Source organism: Aquimarina algicola, from assembly GCF_006443095.1.
Lineage (GTDB): Bacteria > Bacteroidota > Bacteroidia > Flavobacteriales > Flavobacteriaceae > Aquimarina > Aquimarina algicola.
The window spans coordinates 183,598-197,199 of the sequence record NZ_VFWZ01000003.1; the positions used below are offsets into that span (position 1 = coordinate 183,598).

Here is a 13,602-nt window from a genome sequence, read left to right on the forward strand (position 1 = left end):
GGTTGTCTAGAAAGAACTAGAAGCAAAAAAGTTATCAGTCTGAGCTTGTCGAAGATATGTTTAATATCAAATAATTAAAAACTTCAACAAACTCAGTTTTGCAACAAACAGTTACTTTTTAGACAGCCTCATTCATTTAAAAAAACTAGGATAAAAGCTAAAAAATGAAGTAGTTTAGTAATTATCTATTTTGAAATTTCAAATCCAAGCCCTAACATCAACAATGGATTCTTTTTGTATCTGTTATAATATTTCTACACCTTTATTTCCAGAAATCCCTCAATTACCGGAAGCCTATATCGTATCTTATCATAACAATGAACCACAATATATTGAAAAGCAAGCTACTACAGAGGTTCTAGACAGCCTTAAAATTACTTATAAAGAAACCCCTCATCAACAACTTTTAGACATTTGTGATGTACTGAAACCATCAGCTCTAGAACAAAGGTTTCAACCCAAAAAGAGTAGAAAACAAAACCCTCTTACAGTCCTTTTAAAAGACAAAAAAACACATGAGGTTATTTATAATTTTATTGTTCGTAAACTTTCTACATTTTATAGTCTAATACAAAAACATCAATACCTTATTGTATATGCAGCAAAGAGAAAAGAAGTAGTAACACCATACAGATTACACATTGCAGCACAAAAAATAGAACCTATACTACAGTTTACAAAAACTAATGAAGGAATAGAATATGCATTCTCATTGCGAGATCAAAATGAGCATTTTATTCCAAAACACTGTACTATTCAAATTTTATTAAATACTCCTTCATGGATCGTATTAAATCAGCAATTATATCAAATTGAAGGACTCAATGCCAATAAACTCAAACCGTTTTTAAGCAAAGAAAAAGTTACCATCCAACAGAAACATATCAAGACGTATGTAGAAAAAGTGATTGTTCCTGTATTAAAAAATGTAGAAGTACAAGCGCATGGTTTTCAGATCCTTTTAAACCAAGAAATCATATCCTATACACTAGAGGTTCTTCATGATTTTATTCAAGATCGATATGTAGCCAAGGTTATTTTTGAATATGAGCATACTACTTTTGATATAAATAGTAGCAAACAAACAGCTTCTCATGTTATTTTTGAGCCAAAGGATGAGATAAAAATCATTCAAACGAATAGAGATCTTGAAGCAGAACAAAAAATCATTGATAAACTTATTACTAAAGGGCTTATTATAAATCAAAGCGGATTACTAGAAATATCTGCAAATAGTAATGATCCATACGCCATCATTGATTGGGTAAAATCACATAGTACAACACTAGAGAATGAAGGTTTCAAAAAGATATTTCCGCTAGTAATGGATCAAACCATAAATACACAACCACATCACATCGCTATTAATAGTACTCAGGAGCAGGATTGGTTTGATATCAAGGCAACGGTTACTATAGGTGAGCAAGAAATTCCTTTTGCCCGATTTATAAAAAATATCAGAAAAAATGATCGTGTGTTTTCTCTAGATAACGATACTGTTTTTATTATCCCTATGGAGTGGATGACTAGATATAAAAAACTAGCAGACTTTGGAACTGTAAAAGATCATGCTATTACAGTAAAAAAAAGTAATTATACGGTACTCAAAGATGTTGTTTCTACAACTGAACTAGAAATAGAGACAGTATCTGAAATACCATACACGTCTTCTGATGCATTAAAAGCAACCCTTCGCCCCTATCAATTAGAAGGTGTACAATGGCTTGTGAAACATTACAACAATCATCTTGGTGCATGTCTTGCCGATGATATGGGACTAGGAAAAACATTACAAACCATTGCTACTCTAGTATTTGCCAAAGAACAAATACAACCGGCCCCCGAAGATGTAAAACAAATTCAGTTTGATCTTTTTAGCAGTCCTCTAGAGGTGAAAACATTTTTAAAAGCTTTAGTCGTACTACCTTCTTCTTTGGTATTCAACTGGGCGCAAGAGATTTTAAAATTTGCTCCCGGTTTTACGATTACAAAATATGTAGGTAACAATCGCAAAAATATCACACCTTACCTCGATACGTATGATATTGTTTTAACTACATACACTACACTAGCAAAGGATATTGAAAAACTTAAAAAATTTGATTTCCATTACTTGATTATAGATGAGAGCCAGCAAATAAAAAATAAGGATTCCAAGATTTTTCAGGCGATCAATACAATCAATGCACAGCATAAAATCTCATTAAGTGGTACTCCTATAGAGAATTCGTTATCAGATTTATGGTCACAAATGCAATTTATCAATCCTGATATGTTGGGCAGTTATACTTTTTTTAAAGAGCATTTTAAAATTCCTATAGAAAAACATCAAAATCTAGAACGTATAGAAGAGTTAAAAACACTTATAGACCCTTTTATTTTGAGGCGAACAAAAGAACAAGTTGCCAAAGATTTACCCGCACTTTCTGAACAGGTAATCTATACAGAGATGCTTACACAGCAACAAAAGTTGTATGAAGCAGAAAAATCTGCGGCAAGAAATTTACTCTTGGGGTTAGATAATATTTCTACAAATAAGATCAACATCATTAATACGTTGACCAAACTGCGACAGCTAGCCAATCATCCTAATTTGTTACAAAATGATAGTGAGCATTCTTCCGGTAAGTTTGAAGATGTAACTCAATACCTAAAAACATTAGTAAAAGCAAATAAAAAAGTTTTGATATTCAGTTCATTTGTTTCTCATTTGAATATTTATAAAAAATGGTGTGATCAACATTCAATTTCTTATGTTACCCTTACCGGGCAAACGGCCACCGCTGATCGAGAAAAAGCAGTACAACGCTTTCAAAATGACACCTCTATTCCTTTATTTTTCATTTCTTTAAAAGCAGGTGGCGTAGGACTTAATTTAACACAAGCATCTTACGTAGTATTGCTGGATCCATGGTGGAATCCTTTTATAGAAAAACAAGCTGTTGCACGGTCACATCGTATCGGACAAACCAACAATGTTTTGGTTACACGATTTATTACCAAAGACTCTATCGAAGAAAAAATCATTCAGCTACAACAAAAAAAGAGGCAACTCTCTGAAGAAATCATTGCTGTAGATCATATCCCAGAGTTTATTGAAGAAGAATTAGACGAGTTATTAAAATAAAGAATTATTGTTGATCGTTTTTGGTCGATCATTGTTATTTGGATTTTAATCCTAATGGTTTGAAACACTCATTTGAAACTTTTTCGTTCAAATTTTAACCTTGACCCTTAAAATTTTGATGAATTGAGTTAAAGTTTTAGTGTTTTATCTTAAAATTCCTGCTTCAGGATCTAAATTTTTAACCTAAAACATGATCCGATGGGTAAAAAAGACGAAACGTTTAACAATAAGAGTCGAAATTTTAAGTGATATGACTCAAATTTTAACCTCCATCTTTAAAATTTTAACTCTTGGGATTAAAATTTCAACTTCACAAGTTGAAATTTCTAAACTATGGGTTGAAATTTTCATTAAAAAGACCCAAAAGAAGGTAAAAAGACGCAAAACATGATAAGCAAGTGCCTAAAACAAGTTTAAACAAAAAGATGGCAGATCATACTATAATGTTTTATAAATAATTTATAACATATGTATGCTAACCAACTAATCAATCACAAACTTTAAAAACTCTGGAAAGCAATAAACGAAACACATATTCTGCTATAGTATATAGGATACATTGCTAGCAAAAGGTTTTTTTATTCGTTTTGTCACACTTTGTATCTTTCAACTGTCTAACTTATTACAATATGGATAAGAAACTTAAAATATTGATCAAAAAAGCTAATTCTGGCGATAGAAAATCATTGGAGTTGATAATCATCGAGATCGAGAGTCTAGTATATAATCTGTCTCTTAAAATGTTGCTCTTTCCTGAAGATGCCAAAGATGCTACTCAAGAAATTTTGATCAAAATAGTTACACATTTGAGCACCTTTAATCATCAAAGTCAGTTCAAAACTTGGGTTTATCGTGTTGCTACAAATTACCTTATCAATTATAAAGGAAAAAAGTCTGTCGAATTTGCAATGCCTTTTGAAGATTATGCGAATCTTATCGATTCTGGGCACTCAAATATTGTTCGATATACAACCAATGATGGTGAGCTTTCTCTTCTAGAAGAAGAAGTCAAAGTCAGTTGCACACAAGGTCTTTTACTTTGTTTGAAACCTGAGGACAGATTGGTTTATATCTTGTCCGAAATATTAGAGTTTAATGGTAATGAAGGTGCCGAAATTCTTGGGATAAGTTCTGCAAATTTTAGAAAGAAGTTGTCTCGATCACGTGATAAAATTAGAAATTTTTTGGACAAAAAATGTGGTTTGGCAAATGCTGAAAACCCTTGTAGATGTAATAAAAAAATTGATTTTTTAATCAATCAAAACGTTATCAATCCAAAAGGATTAAGATTTGCTGAATTTACTAAACGAAGTATCGATTTAGTAAACCAAATTGGTAATTTAGAAAAGTCTGTTGCTATTTATCGTTCCACTCCAAATGTTCCCCCGCCAGAAACCATTTTGAAAACTATTAAAGAAACCATTTTATTAAAATAAACAAATGATAACCCAAAATTTCAACCTCAAACAGTTTATAATCATAACATTGATTGTTAGTATTTGGATAAATATATCAGAAGTATTCCGCTATTTTGTTTTTGTGATGCCAAGAATGAAATCCTTTTTTAAAAATCAATCAGGAATAGCAGAAATGAACTTAGGTATTTTTTCTATTTGGGGCTTTTGGGACACGCTATTAACGGCGGTTTTAGTTTTTATTTTTTGGTTATACTCCAAATCATTCGGAAACAATAATAAGTCAGTTTTGATTTCAGGCACAATAGTTTGGGTTTCAATCTTTGTTATTTTTTGGGTAGCTACGGCCAATATGGGGTTATCTAATTGGAGAATTCTTCTAATTACGATTCCTCTAAGTTTATTTGAAATGCTTGTTGGCGCCTGGATCGCCTCCAAATTATATTTGACTAATCGTTGGTCATCTTAACTTGTGGCCAACCTAAAGGTATAGCATATATTATTTTATTGTGTGTTTTGAAAGGCTAATTTGTTAATCCATTTTCAAAATCATTCAAAACAAATTCAGTTTTATTTAATAATTTATCTTTAAAGTTGGTTTTAGGAATCAGTAAAAGTCCTAACTGTAAATGTTGGTTATGATTAAATCCCATATATGCTTCGCCTACAAACCGAATAGCTACTTCATTTTTTTCTTCTGAATATCCTAAAATTGTAAAACCACTTGAATTAAATTCTGCATACCCCAATTGATTAATCGCATCAATATATTCTTTAAAAGTATTATATCCAGAAAAATCAACATCTCTTTCTTTTGCATTTTTTTGAATCCATTTATCTGATTTTAATGCTTTTACAATACTTTCTTCCGTAAAAATTTCAGTTAACGAAATTTTCCGTCTAGAATTTAAGTCAATGGTTTTAATCCCTAAGGAATTTCCAGGCACACCACATGCCAAAATACCTCCTTCTCCAAACTCATAACTATAGTACTCTCCTACCAACGAAAGGGGATTGTAATAAAAGGAATAGTCAACTTTACATTCATCCGTTTCTTCCATTTCACGTAATCTTTCAAAATCATTAACCGCATCATAAATGGTATTATTCATAAATAAAGCTCTTGATTTATAGATCTGTACTGTATTATTGCCGAATAATAAACTATCATTTTGAGAGAATACTTTTGATATCATTGTTATTGTAATAATGATAATTATATATTTGATTTTAGCTTTCATAATGACGAAATTATAAAAATAAAATATGCGTTCTATTTTGGTAGCACAATAGTTCTTCCTCCCTGAAGAGAAACCTTTTTGATAACTTTATATGGATCTCCTCCAGAGGTATTTTCTCTAACTTCTTTTAGATCTATAACATAAGTAACTTCATATGGACATTTGCAATAACAATACTCCCCATATGGTATATACTTAAGGTCTAACACATGATTCTCAATTTTGATATCAGCAAGGATACTCATACAACAATTATAATTCACTATTGCTGTAACTGTAATCATATCTTTTGTAGCCTTTACATCTTGGATTCCATATGTATTTATAGAAGAAACACATTCCCCATTTTCATCTACACACTTACTTACAGATATTTTTTTCAACAATGCACCATAAGAATTTCTAGCTTCTAATTGATTTCTCGATTCTGTAAGCACCATATCGCCTATCAATGCATTTTCTTTATTTACATACAGATAATGATGGCTTGAATCTACAATAGCATTATACTTTGACCTGTCATTTTCAGTAGAATTTTTATCAACTTGAGCATGTATTACACCAGAATATATAGAACAGTTCAGTAAAATAACAATTAAGAGTTTTGTATATAATTTCATAGATATTTTATTCACAATTTACTATGCTCAAGATATATAAGTTATTGAATCGGCATCTCCCTGAAAGCAGTGAAATACAAGTAGTACATATTTTTTGATGATGTCTCAAAAACGAAACATAACTTATAGATTATCAAAACTATACAAAAACAATTAGTTTATAGACATCTCTATTGTTTTCTGTATATATAAAAAATAGAAAACTAGCTCTTACATCTTCTCTCAAATCAGAAATGTTAACCCGTTTTGCAAGCTCATTCAATTGCTCTATATTTAGCTTCTATACACAAAACTTATACAAATTACTATTATGAAGTATTTATACACAGTGCTTTTTGTACTTATCAGCACTACTCTTTTATCACAAAAAACATATCTACATTGCGGAAAACTTATTGATACCAAAGAAGGAAAAGTATTAACTGAAAAAACAATTATTGTTTCTGAGGACAAAATTGTTAGTATCGAAAATGGGTACACAACCGGTAAAAAAACAGATATTATCATTGACCTGAAAAACAAAACGGTACTCCCCGGATTAATTGATATGCACATACATATAGAAAGTGAAACCAACCCTAAAGCTTATTTACAAAAATATACTGATAATGAGGCCGACGTTGCTTTGGCTTCTGTTGCTTTTGCAAAAACAACATTACAAGCAGGGTTCACTACTGTTAGGGACCTTGGAGGAAGTGGAGTGAACATAGCAATGAGAAAAGCTATCAATGCAGGAAAAATCGAAGGCCCCAGAATTTTTACTGCCGGAAAAATAATCTCTTCTACAGGTGGTCATGGCGACCCGACAAATGGCGGAAAGAGAGCGCTCATAGGTGATCCCGGCCCAAAAGAAGGTGTCGTAAACAGCATCGAAGATGCAAAAAAAGCTGTACGACAACGCTATAAAAATGGCGCCGATCTTATAAAAATCACCGCGACTGGAGGCGTATTAAGTGTAGCCAAAAGTGGTTCGAATCCTCAATTTACATTAGAAGAAATAAAAGCAATATGCGAAACTGCAAAAGATTATGGTTTTCATGTGGCAGCTCATGCACATGGTGATGAAGGTATGCAACGCGCTATCCTAGGGGGCGTAAAAACTATAGAGCATGGCACACTTATGAGTGAAAAAACTATGGATTTAATGAAACAACACGATGCTTATCTTGTGCCTACTATTACTGCAGGAAAAGAAGTAACTGAAAAAGCAGCAATAAAAAATTACTACCCAGAAATTATAGTTCCTAAAGCATTAGAAATTGGTCCAAAAATTCAAAATACATTCAAAAAAGCTTATGATCGAGGTGTAGGCATAGCATTTGGTACAGATGCAGGAGTATTTAAACATGGACAGAATGGAAAAGAGTTTCGCTATATGGTAGAAGCTGGTATGCCGGCAATGGCTGCTTTACAAAGTGCTACCATAACCAATGCAAAACTCCTAAACATGCAAGATCAAATAGGACAAATCAAATCAGGATTTATGGCAGATATAGTAGCTGTAAATGACGATCCCACAAAAAAAATTAATACTATGGAAAATGTAGTATTTGTTATGAAAGAAGGCAAAGTCTACAAAAACGAATAACATAAACATGATATGAAATCACCTTTGTATCATAAAAAATCAAAAAAAGTAGCTTACAAAGGTGTTTTCTACGCCTCTCTTCTCGAACTTAAATTTATATTGGTAATAGAAAATACGCTCGACATACATAACCTCGCATGAACAACAATCATATCAAAATAACTAAAACCGAACTGCTCTCAGACAACTGGTATACACTCAACAAAGTTACTTATGAATACCTGAACAAAAACGGAACTTGGGAAACTCATTCTAGAGAAGCTTATGATAGAGGTAATGGAGCTGTTATTTTATTATACAATTCTACAATCAAAAAAGTGATTCTCACCCGACAATTTAGGCTCCCTACCTATATCAATGGAAATGAAGATGGGATGCTTATTGAAGCCTGCGCCGGTCTTTTGGATAAAGATAATGCCGAAGATTGTATTCGAAAAGAAACTCAGGAAGAGACAGGTTATAATATCAAAAAAGTTGAGAAAATCTTTGAATCTTATATGTCTCCTGGTTCTGTAACAGAAATTGTATACTTTTTTGTAGCAGAATACACCCCGGCAATGAAAACAAGTGAAGGAGGAGGCCTACCTGAAGAACAAGAAAATATTGAAGTACTAGAATTAGATTTTGATCAAGCATATCACATGATCAGTACAGGAGAAATCAAAGATGGCAAAACAATAATGTTGCTACAATACGCAAAAATTAATAATTTGATATGATTTTAGCTTTTGATACTTACTATGTAGATAATACTGCCAAAACGGTATGCGTATCTTTCAAAGATTGGTCAGATGATCAGCCTAGCCATATCTATAACGAAACAATAACAGGTATTGCAGCATATGAACCTGGCGCATTTTACAAAAGAGAACTCCCTTGCATTCTTAGTCTATTAAAACAAATAGAACTTCAAGAAGTTTCCCATATACTTGTTGATAGCTTTGTACTTCTGGACGATCATGATAAATTAGGATTAGGGGGATACTTATATCAAGCACTCGACGCTACTATACCTATTATAGGGGTAGCTAAATCAGGGTTTCATAACAATACCAAAAACACTTTAGAATTAATAAGAGGCAATAGCAAAAAACCTTTATATATTTCTGCTATGGGAATACCTTTACAAGAAGCATATCTTAATATAAAAAAAATGCATGGTAATTACAGAATGCCTACTTTATTACAAATTCTGGACACCAAAACACGAGAGAATTAAGCACTATCTATAACAACAATAAATATATAAACCGTGATTATTAAACTAGCAGAAACCGAGCTCAAAACAAAATTTGGCGAGTATCGTGAAATTTTATTTTATGATGGGCAACAAGAATCTCATGCCTTGATTATGGGAGATATCGATGGCGAAGAGGATGTATTATGCCGCATACATTCTTCATGTATTTTTGCGCATCATTTTAATAGCATTGAATGTGACTGTAGAGAGCAGATGGAAATCTCACAGCAACTTATCCAAAAAGAAGGAAAAGGTATTATCGTTTGGTTAGAACAAGAAGGAAAAGGCAATGGACATCTGGCACTTTTAAAAAGTATTCCGCATAAAAGAGCAGGATTATCTCAGGCCGAAGCTTACAAAATAGCAGGTTATAAAGAAGATGCTCGAGACTTTACTCCTGCTGCAAAAATATTAAATGAGATCGGGGTAACCTCGATTCGTATGCTTACAAACAACCCTAAAAAAGTAGATACACTTACAAAGCACGGTATTGTTGTAACAGGAACACAACCTACAATTCTTGATGTTTAGATCAAAAGATGAGGGCTAAAAAGAACTAAAAGCAAAAAAATTATCAATCTGAGCCTGTCGAAAATATTCTGAAAATCAAACAATTAAAAACTTCGACAAGTTCGGTTTGACAACAAACAGTTACTTTTCAGACCTCATCAAAATATTACTTATTAGCAAAAGCTAAAACAAGCTTCTATACTTGAAGCACACCCTACAGTTATACCTCCTCCATTATTGGTACAACTACATGGAATCCCACCTTGAGGGCATTGCTCATCATCTTCTAGTTGCTGTCCTGCAAGTATCGTTTTAAGCTCATTTCTAGACAACACTCTTTTTGCATTCAATTCTAGGTTTTTTAACATTGATGTTTTCATTTTAAAAAATAATTTATGTTCAAAATTTTCCCGGTCGATTAAGGACACCCGGGATTTATGCCCATTCATCGCGAAAGAATATTTTAATACAGAGAATAGTATATGTACTTTATTAGGTATTCTATCAAATAGCACATACAGAAGAGTATAGAAGATGTAAAAAGTTACCCGCTTGATACATATTAAATAAGTTAAAATTAACTGAAAAAGCATATTGTGAATGAAAAACAATAATCCATCAAACATGTATCTTATTTTAAATTTATTTTTAATTTCACAAACAAGATTTTTATTATGAAAAGCTACACATTCAATATATTTTTAATCTTATTACATGTAGCTTTATATTGTAATGCTCAAAATAAGGCTACAGACACGATTACTAATACAGCTGCTATAAATCCATTTCAGTCCATGATTGAAGAGTCTAAGAACTATTTAAAAAATAGAGATTTAGACGGTGATAAAATATATGACAAAATCTTGTTTCAGTATTCTGGTGGAGGTCACTGTTGCTACACCATGACATTATACTTAAGTTCTCTTGATCGCATGATTACATACCCATTTGAAATGGATGGAGGTTACCTTTTTGGAGTTGATGGTAGTAACCCTGAACATTTTTATATTGATGATTATGATGATGATGGTTTACCCGAAATATTTATGGAGATATCAACATACAATGGAGAAAAATACCCTCTAAATAAAAAATGGATAAAAAAATATGGTTTTAAAACACATTATATCCTATTTGATTTTTTAGAAGGTAAAATCGTTATCAAAGATTACAAGCAATAAGTAAGTTGTTATGTTTTATGATATAAAAGGTTGTTTTCTATCTTTTTAGAACTTGTCATCAATCAATTCCATATTTGTCATTGCTCCGGCAATATTTCCTGTAGCTACAGCATAAGATACTGAGCGCATTTGACTTGAATTATCACCACAAGCAAATATCCCGGATATATTAGTTTTTTGATATGCATCTGCTTTCAAAATTCCGGTATCTGTAAATTCACACCCCAAAGATTCAGGAATTTCTGAATGTTGTTTAAAGGGTATACGAGCATATATAGCATCAAAATTTGTTTTACTTCCGTCTTCGAAAATCACATTTTTGATATATCCATTATCATGTTGAATTTCCAAAATTTTATTTTCAATGATCTGAATATTATGTTTACGTAATTTTGCCTGCTGTTCACTGCTAAAATTTGCTTTTTCAGAAGTTAAGATTACTACATCATCTGTTAAATTATGAACTAGTTGAGCAAGATGAAATGCACTATCTCCATTAGATAAAATACCTGTTTTTTGATTTCTAAACTCATATCCATGACAATACGGACAATGTATTACAGAGACTCCCCAACAATCCGAAAACCCTTTGATATCAAGCATTAAATCTTTTATCCCTGTAGCAAAAATTAATTTTTCAGCACTAAAGCTTTGTTTAGATTTGGTACTAATCTCAAAACCTATATCTGTTTTTTTTGCATGTATTGCAAAATCTTTAATCATTTTTATGGTATCATATTCCAGAACCTGATCTATCGCTTTTTGAGCAATTAAGTGTGGAACTTCACCATCATGAGTAATAAAATTATGCGAATGAGGTGTGAATCGATTGCATGGAGCTTCTCCGTCAATGATTAAAACATTTCTCAAAGAACGCCCCAACGCCATTGCAGCAGAAAGCCCTGCGTAACTGCCCCCAATTATAATCACTTCAAATTTTTCAGAATCATTCATATTATTATTTATTAAAATGTGAGGGATTAAAAAAATCAGTACTAAACGTCCTTTTTAAAACATATTTCTTATTTAATATCCCTTTTGTTTAAAAAAACCTATACAAATTTAAGAACAATTTTTATTAATGCAATTAAATTGCATTAATAAAAATTATGTAATTCATAATATCAGAAATTTTGAGGATTAATACCCTCAAGTGTAAAACATAAAAAATGATAATGAATTGTTTTTTTTGATTACTTGTGGTAATTCTTAAGGTCTGTCTGCAACTTTCAAAACATGCTCTATAGCTCGGTCTCCTGTAGTTTTTAGTTCTTCTGCTAACATTTTATATAGCTCTTTACTATTTTTAGGATATCCTAAATCTACATCCACCGGAATCCCTTTGACCTCATAATTCTTACCTTCTGGTGTTAAATATGCTTCATTAGAAAGTGTAAATGTCCATCCATTAGGGAGTACTTTTTCTAGAGCGTCAGAAAGAATACCCTCTGATGATGAGCCTATACGTGATACGTGATCTAATTGTAAAGAGGCCAGTAACATAGTTTCTACAGCACTAGCAGACCAATAGCTTTGTAGAATATATAATTTTGCCTTAAAAGTATTATCAGTAGGTTTTAAAGTATAAGTGTATGAAGATGTTGAACTACTCTCATCTCTTGCTTGCTTACGAAATGCAGTAAAAGGTTGATTTGCAAAATATTCTAGAATCTTAAAAGAAACTGTGTCATATCCTCCACCATTAAAACGTACATCCAAAATAACATGCTCTATATCACCAAAATCCTTTCTTATTCTTTGCATTGTTTTGTTTATCCCATCGACTTCGTCTTGCATAGGATTTTGGCTTGATTGATATGCATCAAGATACACTTTGGTCGCTTCTTTTTCAGACATTTTTTCTGTAAGTCCATAATAGGACTGAGTAGACATACTATTAACTTGTATATATCCTACTTTATCAGTGATTTTTCCCCAAACTGTGCGTGTAAAGTTATGTGTATTATGTTTTGGGATATACTTCTCAAAAATTGAGGTATACAGTTTTTTAATGTCTTGATCTGGTTGTGAGGTCTCATTCAGGATCTTTGCTGCTTTTTCCATTATTTTATCAGGAGCCTCTATATCAACATGTCCATCATCAAACGTTTCTAACATTTCATAAAAAATAGCGAACAGCTCGGCATCAGAGGTTTTATCTGTAATTTTATTTCGATAGGTATCATATGATTTTTTCCAGTCTATACCTCGAAGTTCAAAGTATGCATAATGATCATTGAAGGTATTCCATAAAACATCAAAATTATAAAAAGGGTCTTTCTTTTGTTTTTTTGTAAGCTTACTAACACATATTTCAGGAAGTCTGGTCAAACGATCCAAAGTGTATGTAGAAATACCTATTTTTAAAGTTAAGGTATTATCCGTTGCCATTTTATCATCGATTATTGCCGTCGGATATTTTTTAGCTGGCAAGCAGGATACTTTTGTTTGGTCATAAATAGAAATTTCTGTGTCGGTTACTTCAAAAATCCATCCATATCCTCTCATTTTCCAAACCCCTGTAATGTCACTATTGTTTTGAGCAAATATGTTTTGTGATGAAAAAGAAAATGCTATCGCGACGAGCAATAGCATTGATAATGATTTAAAATTATTTGTCTTCATGGTTTTTTTGATTGATGTTAAACCAATTAGACTAAAAGTAAAATACTTTGTTACA

At 31.9% G+C, this 13,602-nt stretch carries 13 protein-coding genes; 8 read left to right on the forward strand and 5 right to left on the reverse strand.

All coding sequences use genetic code 11. The features are described from left to right. The first annotated feature begins 223 nt into the window (after positions 1–223). The 3 genes from FHK87_RS11650 (at position 224) to FHK87_RS11660 (ending at position 5,011) form a co-directional block, all read left to right on the forward strand. The gene (locus tag FHK87_RS11650) at positions 224–3,127 is read left to right on the forward strand and encodes a DEAD/DEAH box helicase (RefSeq protein ID WP_140593003.1); all 2,904 of its coding nucleotides are present in this window, start codon (positions 224–226) and stop codon (positions 3,125–3,127) included. A gap of 629 nt (positions 3,128–3,756) precedes the next feature. Continuing rightward, complete coding sequence (locus FHK87_RS11655) at positions 3,757–4,563, forward strand: RNA polymerase sigma factor (RefSeq protein ID WP_140593005.1); 807 nt, start codon at positions 3,757–3,759, stop codon at positions 4,561–4,563. A gap of 4 nt (positions 4,564–4,567) precedes the next feature. Then, positions 4,568–5,011, forward strand: coding sequence for a hypothetical protein (locus tag FHK87_RS11660; protein WP_140593007.1), 444 nt, complete (start codon positions 4,568–4,570; stop codon positions 5,009–5,011). 55 nt (positions 5,012–5,066) lie between these two features. Here the strand turns inward: FHK87_RS11660 and FHK87_RS11665 are convergent, their stop codons facing one another. Together FHK87_RS11665 and FHK87_RS11670 are read right to left on the reverse strand one after the other, a co-directional pair. Further along, complete coding sequence (locus FHK87_RS11665) at positions 5,067–5,783, reverse strand: hypothetical protein (RefSeq protein WP_140593009.1); 717 nt, start codon at positions 5,781–5,783, stop codon at positions 5,067–5,069. 32 nt (positions 5,784–5,815) lie between these two features. After that, positions 5,816–6,403 (reverse strand): hypothetical protein, encoded by a 588-nt coding sequence (locus FHK87_RS11670; protein ID WP_140593012.1) that lies wholly within the window; start codon positions 6,401–6,403, stop codon positions 5,816–5,818. 310 nt (positions 6,404–6,713) lie between these two features. Between FHK87_RS11670 and FHK87_RS11675 the strand changes: the two genes are divergently transcribed. The 4 genes from FHK87_RS11675 (at position 6,714) to FHK87_RS11690 (ending at position 9,762) form a co-directional block, all read left to right on the forward strand. Next, the gene (locus FHK87_RS11675; protein WP_140593014.1) at positions 6,714–7,991 is read left to right on the forward strand and encodes a metal-dependent hydrolase family protein; all 1,278 of its coding nucleotides are present in this window, start codon (positions 6,714–6,716) and stop codon (positions 7,989–7,991) included. 137 nt (positions 7,992–8,128) lie between these two features. Continuing rightward, positions 8,129–8,710 (forward strand): GDP-mannose pyrophosphatase NudK, encoded by a 582-nt coding sequence (gene nudK, locus FHK87_RS11680; protein ID WP_140593017.1) that lies wholly within the window; start codon positions 8,129–8,131, stop codon positions 8,708–8,710. Beyond that, positions 8,707–9,210, forward strand: a complete 504-nt coding sequence (locus FHK87_RS11685) for an endonuclease V (RefSeq protein ID WP_140593019.1) — start codon at positions 8,707–8,709, stop codon at positions 9,208–9,210. Before nudK ends, FHK87_RS11685 begins: the two co-directional genes overlap by 4 nt. Positions 9,211–9,243: 33 nt before the next feature. Further along, positions 9,244–9,762, forward strand: a complete 519-nt coding sequence (locus tag FHK87_RS11690) for a GTP cyclohydrolase II (RefSeq protein ID WP_140593022.1) — start codon at positions 9,244–9,246, stop codon at positions 9,760–9,762. A gap of 152 nt (positions 9,763–9,914) precedes the next feature. Here the strand turns inward: FHK87_RS11690 and FHK87_RS11695 are convergent, their stop codons facing one another. Then, complete coding sequence (locus FHK87_RS11695) at positions 9,915–10,121, reverse strand: hypothetical protein (RefSeq protein WP_140593024.1); 207 nt, start codon at positions 10,119–10,121, stop codon at positions 9,915–9,917. A gap of 294 nt (positions 10,122–10,415) precedes the next feature. Between FHK87_RS11695 and FHK87_RS11700 the strand changes: the two genes are divergently transcribed. Next, a complete protein-coding gene (locus tag FHK87_RS11700; RefSeq protein ID WP_140593026.1) occupies positions 10,416–10,922 on the forward strand; it encodes a hypothetical protein in 507 nt (168 codons plus the stop codon). 45 nt (positions 10,923–10,967) lie between these two features. Here the strand turns inward: FHK87_RS11700 and FHK87_RS11705 are convergent, their stop codons facing one another. Further along, positions 10,968–11,876, reverse strand: coding sequence for an NAD(P)/FAD-dependent oxidoreductase (locus tag FHK87_RS11705; RefSeq protein WP_140593028.1), 909 nt, complete (start codon positions 11,874–11,876; stop codon positions 10,968–10,970). 255 nt (positions 11,877–12,131) lie between these two features. Then, positions 12,132–13,547, reverse strand: a complete 1,416-nt coding sequence (locus FHK87_RS11710) for a S41 family peptidase (RefSeq protein WP_140593030.1) — start codon at positions 13,545–13,547, stop codon at positions 12,132–12,134. Between the last annotated feature and the right edge of the window lie 55 nt (positions 13,548–13,602).

Bases quoted from the DNA above. Each gene is read 5' to 3' on its own strand.
- FHK87_RS11660 (WP_140593007.1), top strand. From the start codon at position 4,568: ATGATAACCCAAAATTTCAACCTCAAACAGTTTATAATCATAACATTG.
- FHK87_RS11665 (WP_140593009.1), bottom strand. From the start codon at position 5,783: ATGAAAGCTAAAATCAAATATATAATTATCATTATTACAATAACAATG.
- FHK87_RS11710 (WP_140593030.1), bottom strand. From the start codon at position 13,547: ATGAAGACAAATAATTTTAAATCATTATCAATGCTATTGCTCGTCGCG.
- nudK (WP_140593017.1), top strand. From the start codon at position 8,129: ATGAACAACAATCATATCAAAATAACTAAAACCGAACTGCTCTCAGAC.
- FHK87_RS11700 (WP_140593026.1), top strand. From the start codon at position 10,416: ATGAAAAGCTACACATTCAATATATTTTTAATCTTATTACATGTAGCT.
- FHK87_RS11675 (WP_140593014.1), top strand. From the start codon at position 6,714: ATGAAGTATTTATACACAGTGCTTTTTGTACTTATCAGCACTACTCTT.
- FHK87_RS11705 (WP_140593028.1), bottom strand. From the start codon at position 11,876: ATGAATGATTCTGAAAAATTTGAAGTGATTATAATTGGGGGCAGTTAC.
- FHK87_RS11670 (WP_140593012.1), bottom strand. From the start codon at position 6,403: ATGAAATTATATACAAAACTCTTAATTGTTATTTTACTGAACTGTTCT.
- FHK87_RS11655 (WP_140593005.1), top strand. From the start codon at position 3,757: ATGGATAAGAAACTTAAAATATTGATCAAAAAAGCTAATTCTGGCGAT.
- FHK87_RS11695 (WP_140593024.1), bottom strand. From the start codon at position 10,121: ATGAAAACATCAATGTTAAAAAACCTAGAATTGAATGCAAAAAGAGTG.
- FHK87_RS11650 (WP_140593003.1), top strand. From the start codon at position 224: ATGGATTCTTTTTGTATCTGTTATAATATTTCTACACCTTTATTTCCA.
- FHK87_RS11685 (WP_140593019.1), top strand. From the start codon at position 8,707: ATGATTTTAGCTTTTGATACTTACTATGTAGATAATACTGCCAAAACG.